The organism is Tenacibaculum sp. 190130A14a (genome assembly GCF_964048965.1).
GTDB classification, from domain to species: Bacteria; Bacteroidota; Bacteroidia; order Flavobacteriales; family Flavobacteriaceae; genus Polaribacter; species Polaribacter polynesiense.
Genome location: NZ_OZ040189.1, coordinates 279558 through 296828 on the forward strand (window position 1 = coordinate 279558; position 17271 = coordinate 296828).

Consider the following 17271-nt stretch of genomic DNA (forward strand, 5'->3'; position numbering starts at 1 on the left):
ATATTTAAAAGATAGATAATTCTGTTACTGTAGTGAAGCTTTCTAAAAACTTCATCCCTCTATAAGAGTTGCCTTTTTCATTTAGTTTCGGGCTCCAAACAGTAATACAATATCTGCCTGGGTGAACCGCTACAATTCCTCCTCCAACACCACTTTTTCCAGGGAGTCCAACCCTAAAAGAAAACTCTCCAGATTCGTCATAGAAACCACAGGTTTGCATAATGGCATTTATTCTTTTCGTTTTACTTATACTAAGTACATTTTCTCCTTTGATATTAAAGTTGGTATTTGCCAAAAACATAAAAGTTTTTGAGAGTTCTTGACATGTCATTTCTATAGAGCACATATTAAAATAGAAATCCAAAACTTGTTCTGGATGATTGGTTATGTTTCCAAAAGACTTAATATAGTTACATAATGCTTTATTTCTATAACCAACAGAAGCCTCTGATTTTGCTACTGTCTCTGAAAATTGAATTTGATCACAATTGCTAATTTCTCTTACATATGTTAAAAAATCCTCTTTAGGGTTTTTAAGCTCACTTACAAGAATATCACAAATAACGATTGCACCAGCATTGATAAACGGGTTTCTAGGGATACCGTGGTCTGATTCTAATTGAACTAAAGAATTAAAAGAGGTTCCAGAAGGTTCTACACCAACACGATCCCATATACGATCCCCTAGTATTTTATAAGCCAAACTCAATGATAAAACCTTTGATATACTCTGAATAGAGAACTTTTTTTGCCAGTCTCCAATTCCATGTTCTTCATGTTCAGTAGAAAGAAAACATGCACCAAAATTATCTGCACTAACTTTTGCTAGCTCTGGAATATACGTAGCAACAGTACCATTGTTTTCTTCTGAAACAACGGTTTGATAAATATCTTTTAAAACAGCTTTATAGTTAATTGTTTTAAGTTCCATGTTTTTATTTAATTCAAAAAAATCTAGAACTAAAATAAAGGAATTTATCGAACAGTAAATGTTCTCTTTTCTGATTTTTAGAAATAAAAAAGACCCCATGAATATGAGGTCTTTTATGTAGTCTAATATGTTTATGATTTTAATAAGCTCGTTTGTCGTTTCCTTCGTAATAATTTATAAAGGCATTGTTTACTACTCTATGACCTCCATCGGTAGGATAGTTACCTGTAAAATACCAATCTCCTAAATTATCCGGACAAGCTTTGTGGAGTCCACTTACCGGTTGGAAAATTACTTCAACATCTGCTTTAATTTCAGAGGTCTTCAACATTTCAGCAACCTTCATAGAAACTTGCTCATCGGTAAAAGGAGCATAGATCTCTTTTACATAATTTACAATGTCCTTGTCTTGATTTGCTTGTTGTTGTTTACATTTATTGTAAACGTCTTCTATTACTTGTTCTTGCCCTGTTTCTTTTAATAATTCAACTGCTGCTTTAAAGGCAATAAAATCACCAATTTTAGCCATATCAATTCCGTAACAATCTGGGTAACGAATTTGAGGAGCAGATGATACTACCACTATTTTCTTCGGATTTAAACGGTCTAAGATTTTAATAATACTCTTTTTAAGAGTTGTACCGCGTACAATACTATCGTCTATAATAACTAAGTTATCGGTAGGTTTTACCACTCCGTAAGTAACGTCATATACGTGCGCTACTAAGTCATCTCTACTACTATCATCCGTAATAAAAGTACGAAGTTTAGCATCTTTAATAGCTATTTTTTCAAAACGAGGACGTTGTGATAGTATTTCAGTAACGCGCTCTTTTGAAAGCTTTCCTTCACCAGCTATAATAGCATCTGTTTTTTGTTTGTTTAATACATCTTCTGCAGCTTCAATCATTCCAAAGAATGAAGTTTCTGCTGTATTTGGTATGTATGAGAATACGCTGTTCTCTAAGTCGTGATCTATAGATTTTAAAACTTCAGGAAAAACATATTTACCTAAGTTTTTACGCTCTTCATAAATAGAAGCATCACTACCTCTTGAGAAATAAATACGCTCGAAAGAACAAGCTTTTTTCTCTCTAGGAGTTAATACTTCTTTCATAGAAACGTTTCCGTTTTTCTTTATGATAAGTGCATTTCCACGTTCAATTTCCTTAATTTCTTCAATAGGAACATTAAAAGTAGTTTGAATAACTGGTCTTTCAGAAGCAACTACTACTACTTCATCATCTTTATAATAAAATGCGGGTCTAATTGCTGATGGGTCTCTTAATACAAATGCATCACCGTGTCCAATTAATCCGGCCATAGCATAACCACCATCCCAATTTCTAGAAGAACGTTTTAAAATACGTTGTATATCCAGGTGCTCTTCAATAAAGGGAGAGGCATCTTTTTTGTTTAAACCTTCAGCTTTTGCTTTTAAATACAAATCGGAAACTTCATCTTCTAAAAAGTGTCCAATTTTTTCCATTACCGTAACAGTGTCAGTAGCTTCTTTAGGGTGTTGACCTAATTCGATAAGCTCTTCCATTAACTCTCCAGAATTGGTCATGTTAAAATTACCAGCCACGATTAAACTTTGATGTCTCCAGTTACTTTGACGTAAGAACGGATGTACATTTTCGATGCTGTTTCCTCCAAAAGTACCATAACGAACATGCCCTAAGAATAGATTTCCTAAATATGGAATGTTCTCTTCTTGCCATTTTACATCATCAAGTTTATCTTGGTTTTTCTGAAAAACTCCGTTAACACGCTCGTTAATTTGTCCGAAGATATCTTGGATAGGACGTGTTTTGTTAGAACGAATTCTACTAATGTATCTCGTTCCAGGCTCTACATTAAATTTAATACTTGCTAAACCTGCACCATCTTGTCCGCGATTGTGCTGTTTTTCCATCAACAAGTACATTTTGTTTACACCATAAAATGCAGTTCCATATTTCTCTTTATAGTATTCCAATGGTTTTAACAATCTTACCATTGCAATTCCGCATTCGTGTTTTATAGCGTCACTCATTTAATTTTTAGTTATTTAGTTGTGTTGTAGGTGTGTTGTTGTATAAAAAAATCCGCACCAAAAAGCGCGGATTTATAATTATGATAATTCGATATCAAATTGTGTTAATTCTTTAAATGCTTGCAAGCGAGTTTGAACTTCTTCGCTAGTTAGCTCTTCCATGCGCAGTGTTCCAAATTTTTCAACACAGAACGATGCTAAGTTGGAACCGTAGATAATTGCGTTTTTCATGTTTTCAAAAGAAATATCTTCAGTCTTAGCTAAATATCCACAGAAACCTCCAGCGAAAGTATCTCCTGCTCCTGTTGGGTCAAAGACCTCTGCTAATGGTAATGCTGGTGCAAAGAACATTTTTCCTTCATTAAATAATAAAGCTCCGTGCTCTCCTTTTTTAATTACTACATATTTAGGTCCCATTTCATGAATCTTCTTAGCAGCATTTACTAATGAATATTCTCCACTTAATTGACGAGCTTCTTCATCATTGATTGTAATTACATCAATACGCTTTAAAACTTCATGTAAATCATTTAAAGCAATATCCATCCAGAAATTCATTGTATCTAAAACAACTAATTTAGGACGCTCGTTCATTTGATCTAATACAGAAGCTTGCGTTAATGGGTGTAAATTACCTAACATTACAATACCAGCATCTTTAAAATCTTCTGGAACTACTGGTTGAAAATGTTCTAAAACATTTAATTCAGTTACTAAAGTATCACGAGAGTTCATGTCATTATGATATTTCCCACTCCAAAAGAACGTTTTTCCGTCTTTTACGATTTCAATACCATCAGTGTTGATTCCTTTAGAATTCATCATATCTAAATAATCTTGAGGGAAATCTCCTCCTACTACAGAAACAACTCCAGTTTTTACTCCAAATTGAGAAGCTGCTAATCCAACGAAAGTTCCCGATCCTCCTAAAATCTTATCCGTTTTACCAAATGGTGTTTCAATTGCATCGAACGCTACCGTACCTACTGCTAATAATTTACTCATTTCTTAAATTTAATATGTAATTTTGCACATTCAAATAAAATCTGTCTGTGACAGTGCAAAAATAGTTCTAAAAAATGACTATCAAAGAAATACAAGAAGAAATTATTGACGAGTTCTCAATGTTTGAGGATTGGATGGAGCGTTATGAATATATTATTGAATTAGGAAAGTCTTTACCTCTTATTGATGCAGCCTATAAATTAGATGAAAATTTAATTAAAGGATGTCAGTCAAAAGTATGGTTGCATTCTGATTTAGAGGGAGATATTTTAAAATTTACTGCAGATAGTGATGCTATTTTAACAAAAGGGATAGTAGCGTTATTATTGCGTGTTTTTTCCGACCAATCACCACAAGCCATACTAGATGCAGATACGGCTTTTATTGACGAAATCGGATTAAAAGAACACTTAAGTCCAACACGTGCGAATGGATTAGTGTCGATGGTAAAACAAATTAAAATGTATGCAATCGCGCAACAATCTAAGTTGAGCAATTAATACAAATGCTATAAAATCTATGAAAAAGAATTATTATTTGCTTATTGCTATGATTATGTTAATAGTTTCTTGTTCAAGTAACGAAGAACCTATTAAGAAGAACCTAAAATTACCTGTAAAGCTTGAACAAGTAGAACTGGCCGAATCAAATGTGTCTAACTATATATATGATGAAGACAATAGATTAGTAAAGATATTAACAGGAAAAGGAGATGTTGTCATAGATGAAGTAGTTTACAGCAGCGGTAATCTAATAAGATTAAATCAACCAGGAGGTACTGCTGATGTGTACGAGTATGATGATAGTGTAATAAAAAAGCACACAAGACTGCAGGATAATGTTCCTGTAGAAATAAATGAATATACATATAAAGATGGCATCGTGATTACGGAAAAAGTAACATTTAAGTTTAGGATTCCTGAAATTATCACTGTTTATAATTATGACTATAGCCTTGGTTCTAATATTGTAAAAAAGGTAAACGCTATAGATTCAAAGGATTTTGAAGTAATTGTATACGATGGGAAAAAATTTCCATTTTCTGGAGCAGACTATTTAAAAAGAGTTTTTCCTTTTACATCATATGGTAATGTTATAGAACAAAAGTCATATACTAACAATGTTTTGAGTTCTACAACAACAAACACGATTACTTATGATAATGATGATTTTCCAGTTAAAATAGTTGTTAAAGCTGTTAACGGTAGTGGAGATTATATTTGGGGAGAAACTAGAAATTATACATACAATCAATAAAAAAATGACTGAAGATAAATTAGAAGAATTAGGAGACAAGATAGTAAGGGTGTTGAAAACGATTTTCGATCCAGAAATCCCGGTAGATATTTATGAGTTAGGATTGATATATGATGTTTTTGTATCAGAAGAAAATGATGCAAAAATATTAATGACCCTAACATCACCAAATTGTCCAGTAGCTGAAACTTTACCTGTTGAGGTAGAAGATAAAGTGAAGTCTTTAGATGAGATAAATAATTGTGAGGTTGAAATTACATTTGATCCTACCTGGACGCAAGACATGATGAGTGAAGAAGCTAAATTAGAATTAGGACTTTTGTAAAATGGCAGATGAAATAATAAATAGAGTAGCAAATAGTAGTTTAATAACTATTGACTTAGAAGATTTTTATCCTAAAGGAAGTCGTGTTGTTTTTGATGTAAAAGACTGGCTATTTGAAGGGCTTATTTTGAGAGAAAAAGATTTTAGAGAACAGGTTAAAAATCATGATTGGAACCAATATAAAGATTGTTATGTAGCATTAACTTGTTCTACTGATGCAATCATTCCTTCATGGGCCTATTTATTATTAACCACAGAATTAGCTGTATATACACATAAGGTAGTTGTAGGTGATTTAGAACTATTGGAAACAGTACTTTATCAAGAAATTATTAATGATATTAACGTTGAAGAATACGAAAATAAACCTGTTATCGTAAAAGGATGTGCTAATAAACCTATTCCCCCATCAGCATATACCTTATTAATAGAAAAAATACAACCTATTGCTAGAACTATTATGTTTGGTGAAGCATGTTCAACAGTCCCTCTATTTAAAAAGAAAAAATAACCCTATAGGAAACTTCAAAATGAAAAAACTACTACTAATTGTTTTCATTTGTTGTACTCAAATAGCCCTAACTCAAGAAAAAAAAGATAGTATTCCTAAAAAATGGACCGTTGGAGGAAAGCTAACTTTTTTACTAAATCAATCTTCATTTTCGAATTGGACTGCAGGAGGTAGTAATACTGTTGCAGGGAATATTGGTGTAAACTATGATTTCAATTATAAAAAGAAGAATTGGAACTGGGATAATAAAATAATTTCTAGTTACGGATTGAGTTATGTAGATGAACAAGGAGTTCGAAAAACAGATGATAGATTTGAATACAATTCATTATTAGGGTTAAAAGCTCAACGTTATTGGTTTTTCTCTTTCTTTAGTAATTTCAAAACTCAGTATACCAAAGGATACGATTACAAACAAGAACCTAAAGTAGAAGTTTCTAACTTTTTTGCGCCAGCTTATTGGAGTTTTGGACCTGGTATGTTATGGAAAAAATCAGACAATGAACGTATAAATATTGCTCCAGCAACAGCTCGATTTACCTTTGTTACTGATGAGTTTTCTGGGAAGTATGGTGTTAAAGAAGGAAAAACGACTGACCTGGGTCTTGGTTTTAACTTATCTGCTTACTTCAAATACGTTATAATGGAGGATGTAACAATGGAAAATATTTTAGCAGTATATTCAGATTACTTAAATAATCCTCAAAATATTGATATAGATTACCAGCTTAACTTTTTTGTCAAAGTAAATAAATGGTTGTCTATGAACTTAGGTTTCCATACTATTATTGACGACAATGCTTCAAGTAAAATACAGTTTAAAGAAGTCTTTGGTTTAGGGATAAACTATCTTTTTCATCAAAAGTGACTTTTTTAAAATATCTTTGTCTAACTAAAGCGAGTACGTATATTTGCGCGCTCAAAAAATCAAAATAGTAAAATAACAAAACAATGAAAAAATTATTAGCTATCGCTGTTTTATTTGGAGCTTTAACAGTAAGTGCACAAGAAAAAAAGGAAGAAAAGAAGGAAGGTTGGAAAAAAGAAGGGAATATTAGTTTTTTATTCAATCAATCTGCATTCAATAATTGGTTAGCTGGGGGTACAAATAGTATCTCTGGAACTTTAGGGTTAAATTATGATTTTAATTATGTTAAGGGAGATTGGACCTGGGACAATAAATTGATCGCTTCTTATGGTTTAACTAAATTAAAAGGACAAAGCGTACAAAAAACAGATGACCGATTAGAGTTAAATTCGTTATTAGGTAAAAAAGCTACTGGGAACTGGTATTATTCGGCGTTTTTTAATTTTAAAACACAAATGTCTTCTACGGATGTGGAAGGAGTTCAAACATCGCATTTTTTCTCCCCAGCATATTTTCAGTTTGGACCTGGTATGTTATGGAAGAAACACGATAATTTAAAAGTAAATATTGCTCCAGCAACATCAAAATTAGTGGTTGTAGCTAGCGATTTTACTGATGGTTTACCTGCCGGAGCGTCTTATTTTGGAGTAGCTCCAAACGAAACAACTCGTTATGAATTAGGAGCTGCTATTAGTGGGTACTATAAATTTGAAATAATGGAAAATGTTTCTGTTGAAAATATTTTAAACTTATACAGTAATTATTTAGAAGATTTTCAAAATGTTGATATCGACTATACAGTAAATGTTGTTATGAAAATTAATAAATATTTGTCTGCTAACTTAGCGTTACAAACTATTTATGATGATAATGCCTTTAGAGGTTTTCAAACAAGAGAAGTATTTGGTTTAGGGGTTAACTATATTTTTTAATTCGAAACCATTTAGATAAAAATAATAAACCTTAAGAAGAAATTCTTGAGGTTTTCTTTTTTGTGTATTTTTGACTAAAATTTTGAAAAATGACTTTATTAATAGTTTTTGCAATTGTATCTATCTTCTTTTCGTTTCTATGTTCCATTTTAGAAGCAGTTTTACTGAGTGTTACTCCAACATTTATCAATGTAAAAAAGAAAGAAGGAAAGGTTTTTGCAACAGAGTTAGAAGAGCTTAAAAAAGATGTTGATAAGCCGTTAATTGCCATTTTAACCTTAAACACTATTGCGCATACTGTAGGTGCAATTCTTGTGGGTGTGCAAGCAAAAGTAGCATATACAGAATTATATGGTAGTAATAAAGTTTCATATTTCGGAGTAGAATTTACAGAAGAGTTAATGGTAGGGGTAGTTTCTTCTATAATGACAATACTTATTTTGGTGGCATCTGAAATTATTCCTAAAACCATCGGGGCAACGTACTGGAAGAAATTAGCTGGGTTTACCTCAAAAACATTAAAGATTTTAATGTTCCCATTAAAATGGACAGGTATTTTATGGTTGCTTCAATTAACAACTAAATTAATAGGAGGAAAAGGGGCACATGGAGAAAGTGTGTTGAGTAGAGAAGACTTTCATGCCATGACAGATATTGCAGAACAAGAAGGAGTGTTTAAAGAGAGTGAAAGTAAAGTTATTCGTAACATGATTAACTTTAAAGAAGTGCAGGCAAAACATATTATGACACCTCGTACTGTGTTAAAAACTGCTGATGAAAATCAAACAATACAGTCCTTTTTTGAAGAAAATAAATCGTTGCGTTTTTCAAGAGTACCGGTCTATGCTAATAATCCAGATAACATAACGGGCTATATACTAAAAGATCAAATGTTGTTGGCAATGGTTGAGAATAAAGGAAATGAACCTTTAAGCTCTATCAAAAGAAATATAATGGTAGCTTCTCGTGATTTGTCAATTCCAAGCTTGTTTGAAAAGTTAATTGAACAAAGAGAACATTTAGCTTTAGTAGTTGATGAATACGGATCTGTAAGTGGTTTAGTTACCCAAGAAGATGTAATTGAAACCTTGCTAGGTTTTGAGATTATGGATGAGAGTGATAATGTAGCAGATCTTCAAAATTTAGCTAGAAAGAGTTGGGAAAACAGGGCTAAACGTTTAGGGATTATCGAAAGTGAAGAAAATAAAGACGAATAGTTTATTCGTCTTTTTCAAAAGTTAAATATACCGGAAAGTGATCTGAGTATCCTCCTTGATGCCAAGGACCAATATAGGTTCTAAACGGGCTATTTTTATATTTTCCTTTATAGCTTCGCATCCAATCTTTTGCGAAAATTTTAGCTTTTAAAAAACTATGGTAACTATCCTGCTCAAAAAAGTTTTTGGAGATAATTATTTGGTCAAACAAATGCCATTCTTTGTAAAAAGTTAAAGTCCCCTTACCTTTTTTGTATAAGCTTTTCATTGGGTTGTAAAAGTTCTCAGAAACTAAGTGTTCCTCTATACTTTCACTAGTAGGATTATCATTGAAGTCTCCCATAATTAATATTTTAGGATTTTCTGTTTCCTTTTTAATTTCATCAATGATGTAACGATTCAACTCAGCTGCCTTAATTCGTTTGTGTTTTGTTTCCTCTTCACCTTCTCTTCTTGAAGGCCAATGATTCACAATAATATAAACAAGTTCGTTGTATAAGCTTCCTTTTACTAACAATACATCTCTAGTATAATCTGGAGAACCATCATCATCTACCAAGTTTAAAGAATATGTTTTAGAAGAAAGTTCAATAAAAAAGTTTCTGTTATAAATTAACGATACATCAATACCTCTTTCATCGTTAGATTCAAAATGGATATAATCATAGTTGTATTTTAAAAGGTTGTTATGGCGAACTAAATCTTTTACAACGGTTGCGTTTTCTACTTCAACTAATCCCATAATTACGGGAGGGATATTTGCATGTTCCTTTCCCATTTGAGAAATTACAGAAGTGATTTTTTTTATCTTCTGATAATATTTTTTTTTGTTCCAACGGTGTTTTCCTGTTGGTGTAAAATCATCATCTGCCGTATGTGGATTGTTCACTGTATCAAATAAATTTTCAACATTGTAAAATCCAACTGTAAAATTGTTTTTTCTTCTACTTTTCAATTTAAATAAGTATTAAAATGAGGTTCCCCAAGGTATGAATTAATTATGTTTTAACACTTAAAATTACTTGGTTTTTAAGTTTTAATGGTTTGCAATAGAGCTGTTTTGTTAACTATATATTTTTTGATTGTAAATATTGATAAAAAATAAGAATAAATGGGAGAATTCTTAAAAAGTAACAATGTTAACTCTTTGTAAATAGGGAGCTTATTTAATGTGTAAATAACGAATAAAGAAGCTTTTAATAACTCAGATAATTAAAAAAAAGAGGAACTCTAAAGTATGTTTGTAATGCGTTTAGATAAGACGTAATTATTAACTTTTTAAACTTAAAAAAATGAAAAAATTAGTTGTTCTTTTAGTAGTAATGTTATTAAGCGCCCCTTCTTTTGCGGTTAATGACAATCCAGCAAAAAATGAAATTAGAAGCAAAATTGTAAAGCTTTTAGGAAGCACAGATTTTGCTGTACGTGAAGATGTAAAAACAAATGTTGATTTCTTAATTAATAAAAAAGGCGAATTAGTAGTCTTAAATATTGATTGTGCGAATCAGGAAATATGTGATTACGTAAAGTCTAGATTAAACTATAAGAAAATAGCGAGTGAATTAATATTAAAAAATAAGGTTTATAGAATGCCATTAGTGGTAAAGGCAAATTAAGATAAAACTTTAGTTGTGTTTAGAACCTCATTATTGATAATGAGGTTTTTTTATACTCTTTTTATAACATTGGTAACAATACCCCAAACGATAAAGTTGTTTTCTTCTGTTATTTCTATAATCGGATACTCAGGGTTTTCAGGTTTTAACCAAACTTTATCATGTTCAACGCGCAATCTTTTTACAGTAAATTCTCCATCTAAAAAACAAACGGCTATTTTACCATTTGTAGGAGGAATACTTCTGTCAATAACTAATAAATCATTATCGTCCAATCCTGCATTAATCATTGATTGACCACTTACTTTAGCAAAAAAGGTAGTTTCTTTATTTCTTATCAATTCTTCATCTAATGAAATACGAGTCTCTTCAAAATCATTGGTAGGAGAAGGGAACCCAGCTGAAATACCAATATCAATAAATAAGGAACCCTCGGAGGTACTTTTTTTAGGAGTGAATATGGTAAGAGGTTTCGCGGGTTTTAGTTTCATAATATACCGTTGTTTTATGGTGTGTTTGATAAACTAGTTTTAACAGTTAGATTTAGCTTTTCTTTTGAAAAGATGTTTGAGTTTATAAACTTTCACTAAGAGAATAAAAGTTGTTGTAATCAGCTTAAGCAAATATAGAAGTAAAGATAAGAAATTTGTACTTTTGTGCTCTATGATTGAAACTAGAGTAGCAATATCTGAAAAAGCGGTTTTAATAGGTATTATAACCCAACATCAAGATGAAAATCAAGCAGAAGAATATTTAGATGAATTGGAGTTTTTAACGGAAACTGCAGGAGGAGTAGCTGTAAAGAGATTTGTACAGAAAATGGAGAAGCCAAATCCTAAAACATTTTTAGGAACTGGTAAGCTTGATGATGTTAAGATGTATATTGAATCTAACAATATTGGTACTGCTATTTTTGATGATGAATTATCACCAGCACAGTTAAGAAATATTGAACGTATTTTGGACTGTAAAATTTTGGATAGAACAAATCTTATCTTAGATATTTTTGCTGGGAGAGCACAAACTAGTTCGGCAAAGGCGCAAGTGGAGTTGGCACAATACCAATATTTATTACCACGTTTAACAAGAATGTGGACTCACCTCGATAAACAAAAAGGGGGAATTGGTATGCGTGGGCCGGGAGAAACAGAGATTGAAACTGACCGTCGTATCATTCGTGATAAAATTTCGTTATTAAAAAAGAAGTTAGTTACTATTGATAAACAAATGGCGGTTCAACGTAAGAACCGTGGAAAAATGGTTCGTGTTGCTTTGGTAGGATATACAAACGTAGGTAAATCTACTTTAATGAATGTTGTAAGTAAAAGTGAAGTGTTTGCAGAAAACAAATTGTTTGCTACACTGGATACAACCGTTAGAAAAGTAGTCATTAAAAATATCCCCTTTTTAATGACAGATACTGTTGGGTTTATTCGAAAATTACCAACGCAATTAGTAGAGTCTTTTAAATCTACGTTAGATGAGGTGAGGGAAGCTGACTTATTGTTACATGTTGTAGATATTTCACATCCAAACTTTGAAGATCATATAGCTTCAGTAAATAAAATATTAGGTGAAATAGATAGTTTGGATAAACCAACTGTAATGGTTTTTAATAAAATTGATGCATATACTCATGAAATCATCGAAGAGGATGATTTGACTACTGAAAAGACTAAAAAGCATTATACAATTGAAGACTGGAAAAAGACATGGATGCATGATTTAGAAAAAGAAAGTATTTTTATTTCTGCTCTTAATAAAGATAACCTAGAAAACTTTAAAGAACAGGTATATGAAGAAGTGAAGAAAATTCATGTTCAACGCTTTCCTTATAACGATTTTCTATACGATTACGACTACTAATCACACATAAAAACAAATGAAAAACGCATTAAATTCTTTTTTTTAGAAAAAAAATACTATATTTAATGTGCAAATATGCAATTTTGTTTAACCCTTATAAGTCCCCTAAACGATGAAAAAAATGTATTACCCTTCCCCAAACTTCAGCAGTAATTTATTGATATCTAACTCATCTTTAGCGCTTCTAGTGTCTTAAAGAATTAAAAGATATATCATGAAAAGATTACTGCCATTACTTTTAGTAATGTGCATGTTCCAGCAATCGATAGTTGCTCAGGAAGTGTGTACTACTAATAAAGAATCCGTTGTTGTTGATGTGAATGAAATCGCACCAAAGAAATGCGAGGTTGAAGAGGTGCCTGTAAAAAAAGGAAGCCAAAAGAAAGCCCAAATTTCTAGTAAGCGATATTTTAAGAAAAGAGCACTTGAAAAGCAAGAGGCTATTCAGGTAAATGCATTAACAAATTTGAGCCTAGCTACTCACACAGTTGAGAATGAACATTTAAAAGACGTTAAAGAAAAGGTGCAACAAGTTGTGGCTACTATTTATACAAAAAAGGAAATGAAAGAGAGTGTTTCTTTTGGAGAAGTAGAAAGTATCCCTCAATTTGAATCTTGTAAAGATAGTGGTTTAAGCGGGATAGACTGTTTTAATTATGAGATGAAAAAGCACATTGAAGAGAACTTTACCTATCCAGAAGAAGCGCTGGTTAATGAAATTGAAGGAAATGTTTGGGTGAGCTTTATAATTAATATAAATGGATATGTAGACAATGTTAAAGTTACCGCTCCTAAATATGGTGAATCATTAAAAAAAGAAGCTGTTAGAATAGTTTCTTTGTTGCCAAAGTTTGTTCCTGGTAAGCAAAATGGAGTAGTTACAAATGTCGAGTATACATTTCCAATGAGTTTTACTTTAGCGGAGTAAATGTAATTTATTGGAGGTAAGGTGTTTAGTTTTTTTAGGAAAAAGCCCCTTTTTGAGCAATATTAACAGTTTTTAAAGGAAAAAAACTCTATTTTTGTATGCTAGTTCTGTTAGACCCCAAAACATTATGCTTGATGGAACTAGTGTAAAACTATAATGCCCCCAATATTATGACGAAAATACACCTGCTACTTATATTGGTGATGACAAGCATTACCAGTATTTTCTCACAACAAGAAGTTTGTGAAACCCCTGAAGATTCATTTGATGTGAATAGTATTACAAAATGTGCTGTTCAAGAATCTTCTTCAAAGAAAAAATCAAGACAAATTACGGTAAAAGTTTCTGCAAGCAAACGTTTCTTAAAAAGAAGAGAAGTTGCTCAGAAAAAAGCTGCAACAGGAGTTGGTAATATAGGTACTTCAGGAATACAAAACACTTCGGTTGAAAGTCCAATTGCCAAAGAACTTGCATTAAAAACAAATATCGAAGACCTTAAAAACAAATTATCTGCTGAGGAAGTTAGAAAAGCTTCTAAATTTAGTGAAGTAGATAAAATTCCAGCTTTCAAAGCGTGTAAGAAAACTAAGAAAGGAGAAAGAGTCGATTGCTTTAATGAAGAGATGATGAAGCATATTCAAAAGTATTTTCATTATCCAAGTAAAGCTGTTCAGGAATCGATTCAAGGAGAAGTTTGGGTTCGTTTTATCATTGATAAAGAAGGAAATGTAAAGAACATTAAAACACTAGGTCCTAAAAATGGAGAGACCTTAAACAATGTGGCCAAAAATGTTGTTTACAAATTACCACAATTTTCTCCTGCTAAAAAGAATGGAAGCCGTGTTGCTGTTAAGTATGGATTTCCTATTACATTCTCTTTAGAAGAGTAAGCTTACATACCCTTTTTCAACCAATTCAAAATAAATATATATGTTTAGAAAACTACTCTCAACTATTTTTTTGTTGTGTAGTTTGTCTTTTTACGCACAAACTACCATTGAAGGTAAAGTATTTGATGAATACTTAGAGCCTTTCCAAAGTGCAACAGTAAGAATTGACGATGTAACAGTAGTATCTGATGCTGACGGAAATTTTAAGATTACAACTAGTAAATCTTTACCCGTAAGTATGCAAGTTACTGCTTTTGGTTATCAAACTGAAGTCGTTAATGTTACTAGTTTAGATCAAGAAATTAACGTCATTTTAAAGGAAACTATTTCTTTAGAAGAAGTTGTAGTTTCTGCATCGAGAGCTCCAGAACGAGTTATTGAATCACCAGTAACAATTGAAAGAATGGGGATTACCGATATTAGAAATAATACATCTCCTAGTTTTTATGACGGATTAACAAACTTAAAAGGAGTGGAATCTCGTGAAAGTAGTTATGGATTCAAATCAATTAACACTAGAGGTTTTTCTACATTTGATAATACTCGTTTTGTACAGTTAGTAGATGGAGTTGATAGTTCTGTACCTGCATTGAATTTTTCGTTTGGTAATTATGTAGGGATTTCAGAGTTAGATGTACATAGTGTAGAGATATTACCAGGAGCATCGTCTGCTTTATACGGAGCAAATGCATTTAACGGTATCTTATTAATGAGAAGTAAAAGTCCATTTACCTATACAGGAATTAGTACTTCTTTTAAAACAGGATTTATTTCACAAGAGGCTTCAGCAGATGATGATTTATTCTACGATGTTGGTGTTAGAATGGCATATAAATTTAATGACTACTTAGCGGCGAAAGTTAACTTTAATTATTTTGAAGCAGAAGAGTGGCATGCTGTAGACCAATCAAACACATCTGGAGTAGGTGGAGTTAAGATTGACGGAACAAGAACAAGTAATACAGATTATGATGGTTTGAATGTTTATGGAGATGATTTTAGTGTAGATTTAAATGCGCTAAATCCATTATTACCATCAGTAAACGTGAGTAGAACTGGATATTTAGAAAGTGATCTTATAGATTATAAGAGTAAAAACTTAAAGTTTGATGGATCTTTACATTATAGACCATGGAAAAATGAGAAGTTAGAAATTATATTAAATTCACGTTTTACTTCTGGAGACCTAATTTATCAAGGTACGAGTAGATATGCCCAAAGAGGTAATTTTATGCAGCAGCATAGACTTGAGTTGAGAGGAGAAAATTTCTTTGCAAGAGGATATTATACAGCAAATGATGCTGGAAAAACTTTTGATTTAAGATCATTAGGTTTAGCGTTGAATGAGGTATATAATCCAAATACAAATTGGTACCAAGAGTACGCAGGAGTGTTTAGTGGATTAGTTACAATTCCAGGATTAAACCCAGGAAACGACGCTGATGCTAGAAGTTTTGCTAATAGAAATAGATTACAACCGGGATCTAACGCTTTCAATGCTGCGGTAAATCAAATTACAAATACTTCTGTAAATGAAGGAGGAGCTGCAATTTTTGATAATACTTCTTTCTACCATTTCGATGCTAATTATAATTTTAGAGATTTAATTCAATGGGGTGAATTCCAAGTTGGATTGAGTTACCGAAATACAGATGTAAATTCTCAAGGAACTTTATTTACCGATAGAGATGAGAAGATTAATTTCCAAGATTTTGGAGCTTACGCACAATTACAAAAGAAATTTTTAGACGATAGATTAAAGTTAACGACATCGATTCGTTATGATAAAACATCTGAATTAAAAGCGAATTATTCACCGAGATTTGCATTAAACTATTCATTAGGAGAAAGCAAGAATCATATTTTAAGAGCTTCTTTTCAAACAGGATTTAGAAACCCAAGTACACTTGAAAGATATTTAGGTTTAAGAATTGGACCTAGTGAATTTGTTTTAGGAACAGCAAATGATAATTTAGGACGTTTCAATGTTCAGGTAAATAACTTTGGAGGTGGTGGAACTTCTACCATTACAGGAGATTATGTATTCCAGAATGCAAGATTGATCGAAAATGGAGCAGCCGCTGGTTTAGAAACAATTAGACCAGAAAAAGTAAGTACGTACGAATTAGGGTATAGAAGTATTATCGGGCTAAGTGATAATAACGTTTTAGAGGTTGATATTAATGGTTATTACAATGATTATAGAGATTTTACTGCCTTTAAAAATGTATTTGTGCCAAATTACTTAGGAAACGGAACAAATGGAAATACCGCACTTACTAATGGTGATTTAACAAGGTTCTCAGTGTATGCTAATTCAAAGGCAGATGTAAGTTCTTATGGAGTAGGTATTGGTTTGAATACGAAAGTTTTAAAATCGTTTAATTTAGGAGCTAATTATACATGGTCTAGGTTTAGTTTTGACGAAAGTTCAGATCCAAGTTTTAAGCCTGGATTTAACACTCCAGAGCATAGATTTAAAGTGATGTTTGGAAATCCGAGTATCATTAAGAATGTTGGATTTAACGTGAATGTACGTTGGCAAAATGACTTTTTATGGGAGTCTAGTTTGTTAGATACCGAAATCGATGCTAGAACGATATTAGATGCTCAAATTAACTGGAGATTTACCAATAGATCTAGAATTAAAATCGGAGGAACAAATTTAACAGGAGATAACTATGTCGTTGCTCCAGGATCAGGATTAGTTGGTTCTATGTATTATATTTCATGGACGATTAATGATTAATGTTGAAGTAAGTTTATATAAAATAAAGCCGATGCAATCTGCATCGGCTTTATTGTTTTAAAGAGGTTACTTTATATCAATATTAAGAGTCTTGTAAGGCAAATAAAAAAGCAGACTTAATAGTCTGCTTTTTTATTA

General features: G+C 31.9%; 17 protein-coding genes. 12 read left to right on the top strand and 5 right to left on the bottom strand.

Annotation, left to right across the window (positions count from 1 at the left end; genetic code table 11):
• Positions 1–4: 4 nt before the first annotated feature.
• The 3 genes from ABNT22_RS01300 to ABNT22_RS01310 all read right to left on the bottom strand — a co-directional run bounded on the left by ABNT22_RS01300 (position 5) and on the right by ABNT22_RS01310 (position 3974).
• On the bottom strand, positions 5–916 hold the full coding sequence (locus ABNT22_RS01300) for a glutaminase (protein WP_198938382.1): 912 nt from the start codon (positions 914–916) through the stop codon (positions 5–7).
• A 154-nt stretch (positions 917–1070) separates the two neighbouring features.
• A complete protein-coding gene (locus ABNT22_RS01305) occupies positions 1071–2969 on the bottom strand; it encodes an amidophosphoribosyltransferase (RefSeq protein ID WP_348715665.1) in 1899 nt (632 codons plus the stop codon).
• 78 nt (positions 2970–3047) lie between these two features.
• Entirely contained in the window at positions 3048–3974 is a 927-nt protein-coding gene (locus tag ABNT22_RS01310; RefSeq protein WP_348715667.1) for a PfkB family carbohydrate kinase, read from the bottom strand.
• Positions 3975–4048: 74 nt separating this feature from the next.
• Here ABNT22_RS01310 and ABNT22_RS01315 point away from each other — a divergent pair, with 74 nt between their 5' ends.
• The 7 genes from ABNT22_RS01315 to ABNT22_RS01345 all read left to right on the top strand — a co-directional run bounded on the left by ABNT22_RS01315 (position 4049) and on the right by ABNT22_RS01345 (position 9084).
• A complete protein-coding gene (locus ABNT22_RS01315) occupies positions 4049–4474 on the top strand; it encodes a SufE family protein (protein WP_348715669.1) in 426 nt (141 codons plus the stop codon).
• Positions 4475–4493: 19 nt separating this feature from the next.
• A complete protein-coding gene (locus tag ABNT22_RS01320; protein WP_348715670.1) occupies positions 4494–5231 on the top strand; it encodes a hypothetical protein in 738 nt (245 codons plus the stop codon).
• Positions 5232–5235: 4 nt separating this feature from the next.
• Positions 5236–5556 carry a DUF59 domain-containing protein gene (locus ABNT22_RS01325; RefSeq protein WP_348715672.1) on the top strand — a complete coding sequence of 107 codons (321 nt, stop codon included), beginning with the start codon at positions 5236–5238 and terminating at the stop codon, positions 5554–5556.
• 1 nt (position 5557) lies between these two features.
• A complete protein-coding gene (locus ABNT22_RS01330; protein ID WP_348715674.1) occupies positions 5558–6067 on the top strand; it encodes a DUF2480 family protein in 510 nt (169 codons plus the stop codon).
• 19 nt (positions 6068–6086) lie between these two features.
• Entirely contained in the window at positions 6087–6935 is an 849-nt protein-coding gene (locus tag ABNT22_RS01335; RefSeq protein WP_348715676.1) for a DUF3078 domain-containing protein, read from the top strand.
• Positions 6936–7018: 83 nt separating this feature from the next.
• Positions 7019–7867, top strand: coding sequence for a DUF3078 domain-containing protein (locus tag ABNT22_RS01340; protein ID WP_348715678.1), 849 nt, complete (start codon positions 7019–7021; stop codon positions 7865–7867).
• Positions 7868–7956: 89 nt separating this feature from the next.
• On the top strand, positions 7957–9084 hold the full coding sequence (locus ABNT22_RS01345; RefSeq protein WP_348715680.1) for a hemolysin family protein: 1128 nt from the start codon (positions 7957–7959) through the stop codon (positions 9082–9084).
• A 1-nt stretch (position 9085) separates the two neighbouring features.
• Here ABNT22_RS01345 and ABNT22_RS01350 read toward each other — a convergent pair whose 3' ends face one another.
• Positions 9086–10039 carry an endonuclease gene (locus tag ABNT22_RS01350; protein ID WP_348715681.1) on the bottom strand — a complete coding sequence of 318 codons (954 nt, stop codon included), beginning with the start codon at positions 10037–10039 and terminating at the stop codon, positions 9086–9088.
• Positions 10040–10376: 337 nt separating this feature from the next.
• Between ABNT22_RS01350 and ABNT22_RS01355 the strand changes: the two genes are divergently transcribed.
• The gene (locus tag ABNT22_RS01355) at positions 10377–10700 is read left to right on the top strand and encodes a hypothetical protein (RefSeq protein WP_348715683.1); all 324 of its coding nucleotides are present in this window, start codon (positions 10377–10379) and stop codon (positions 10698–10700) included.
• Positions 10701–10750: 50 nt separating this feature from the next.
• Here the strand turns inward: ABNT22_RS01355 and ABNT22_RS01360 are convergent, their stop codons facing one another.
• The gene (locus ABNT22_RS01360) at positions 10751–11191 is read right to left on the bottom strand and encodes a translesion error-prone DNA polymerase V autoproteolytic subunit (RefSeq protein WP_348715685.1); all 441 of its coding nucleotides are present in this window, start codon (positions 11189–11191) and stop codon (positions 10751–10753) included.
• Between the two features lie 172 nt (positions 11192–11363).
• On the opposite strand from ABNT22_RS01360, the gene hflX reads away from it, so the two are divergent.
• The 4 genes from hflX (at position 11364) to ABNT22_RS01380 (ending at position 17133) form a co-directional block, all read left to right on the top strand.
• Positions 11364–12566, top strand: a complete 1203-nt coding sequence (gene hflX, locus ABNT22_RS01365; protein WP_348715686.1) for a GTPase HflX — start codon at positions 11364–11366, stop codon at positions 12564–12566.
• A 214-nt stretch (positions 12567–12780) separates the two neighbouring features.
• Positions 12781–13494: an energy transducer TonB gene (locus ABNT22_RS01370; protein WP_348715688.1), complete on the top strand. Its 714-nt coding sequence runs from the start codon at positions 12781–12783 to the stop codon at positions 13492–13494.
• 170 nt (positions 13495–13664) lie between these two features.
• Complete coding sequence (locus tag ABNT22_RS01375) at positions 13665–14384, top strand: energy transducer TonB (protein WP_348715690.1); 720 nt, start codon at positions 13665–13667, stop codon at positions 14382–14384.
• A 40-nt stretch (positions 14385–14424) separates the two neighbouring features.
• Positions 14425–17133, top strand: a complete 2709-nt coding sequence (locus ABNT22_RS01380) for a TonB-dependent receptor domain-containing protein (RefSeq protein ID WP_348715692.1) — start codon at positions 14425–14427, stop codon at positions 17131–17133.
• Positions 17134–17271: the final 138 nt, after the last annotated feature.

Excerpts from the sequence above, each read along its gene's own strand:
- ABNT22_RS01320 (WP_348715670.1), top strand. The coding sequence starts at position 4,494 with ATGAAAAAGAATTATTATTTGCTTATTGCTATGATTATGTTAATAGTT.
- ABNT22_RS01370 (WP_348715688.1), top strand. The coding sequence starts at position 12,781 with ATGAAAAGATTACTGCCATTACTTTTAGTAATGTGCATGTTCCAGCAA.
- ABNT22_RS01330 (WP_348715674.1), top strand. The coding sequence starts at position 5,558 with ATGGCAGATGAAATAATAAATAGAGTAGCAAATAGTAGTTTAATAACT.
- hflX (WP_348715686.1), top strand. The coding sequence starts at position 11,364 with ATGATTGAAACTAGAGTAGCAATATCTGAAAAAGCGGTTTTAATAGGT.
- ABNT22_RS01380 (WP_348715692.1), top strand. The coding sequence starts at position 14,425 with ATGTTTAGAAAACTACTCTCAACTATTTTTTTGTTGTGTAGTTTGTCT.
- ABNT22_RS01360 (WP_348715685.1), bottom strand. The coding sequence starts at position 11,191 with ATGAAACTAAAACCCGCGAAACCTCTTACCATATTCACTCCTAAAAAA.
- ABNT22_RS01355 (WP_348715683.1), top strand. The coding sequence starts at position 10,377 with ATGAAAAAATTAGTTGTTCTTTTAGTAGTAATGTTATTAAGCGCCCCT.
- ABNT22_RS01315 (WP_348715669.1), top strand. The coding sequence starts at position 4,049 with ATGACTATCAAAGAAATACAAGAAGAAATTATTGACGAGTTCTCAATG.
- ABNT22_RS01340 (WP_348715678.1), top strand. The coding sequence starts at position 7,019 with ATGAAAAAATTATTAGCTATCGCTGTTTTATTTGGAGCTTTAACAGTA.
- ABNT22_RS01345 (WP_348715680.1), top strand. The coding sequence starts at position 7,957 with ATGACTTTATTAATAGTTTTTGCAATTGTATCTATCTTCTTTTCGTTT.
- ABNT22_RS01335 (WP_348715676.1), top strand. The coding sequence starts at position 6,087 with ATGAAAAAACTACTACTAATTGTTTTCATTTGTTGTACTCAAATAGCC.
- ABNT22_RS01375 (WP_348715690.1), top strand. The coding sequence starts at position 13,665 with ATGACGAAAATACACCTGCTACTTATATTGGTGATGACAAGCATTACC.
- ABNT22_RS01305 (WP_348715665.1), bottom strand. The coding sequence starts at position 2,969 with ATGAGTGACGCTATAAAACACGAATGCGGAATTGCAATGGTAAGATTG.
- ABNT22_RS01310 (WP_348715667.1), bottom strand. The coding sequence starts at position 3,974 with ATGAGTAAATTATTAGCAGTAGGTACGGTAGCGTTCGATGCAATTGAA.
- ABNT22_RS01325 (WP_348715672.1), top strand. The coding sequence starts at position 5,236 with ATGACTGAAGATAAATTAGAAGAATTAGGAGACAAGATAGTAAGGGTG.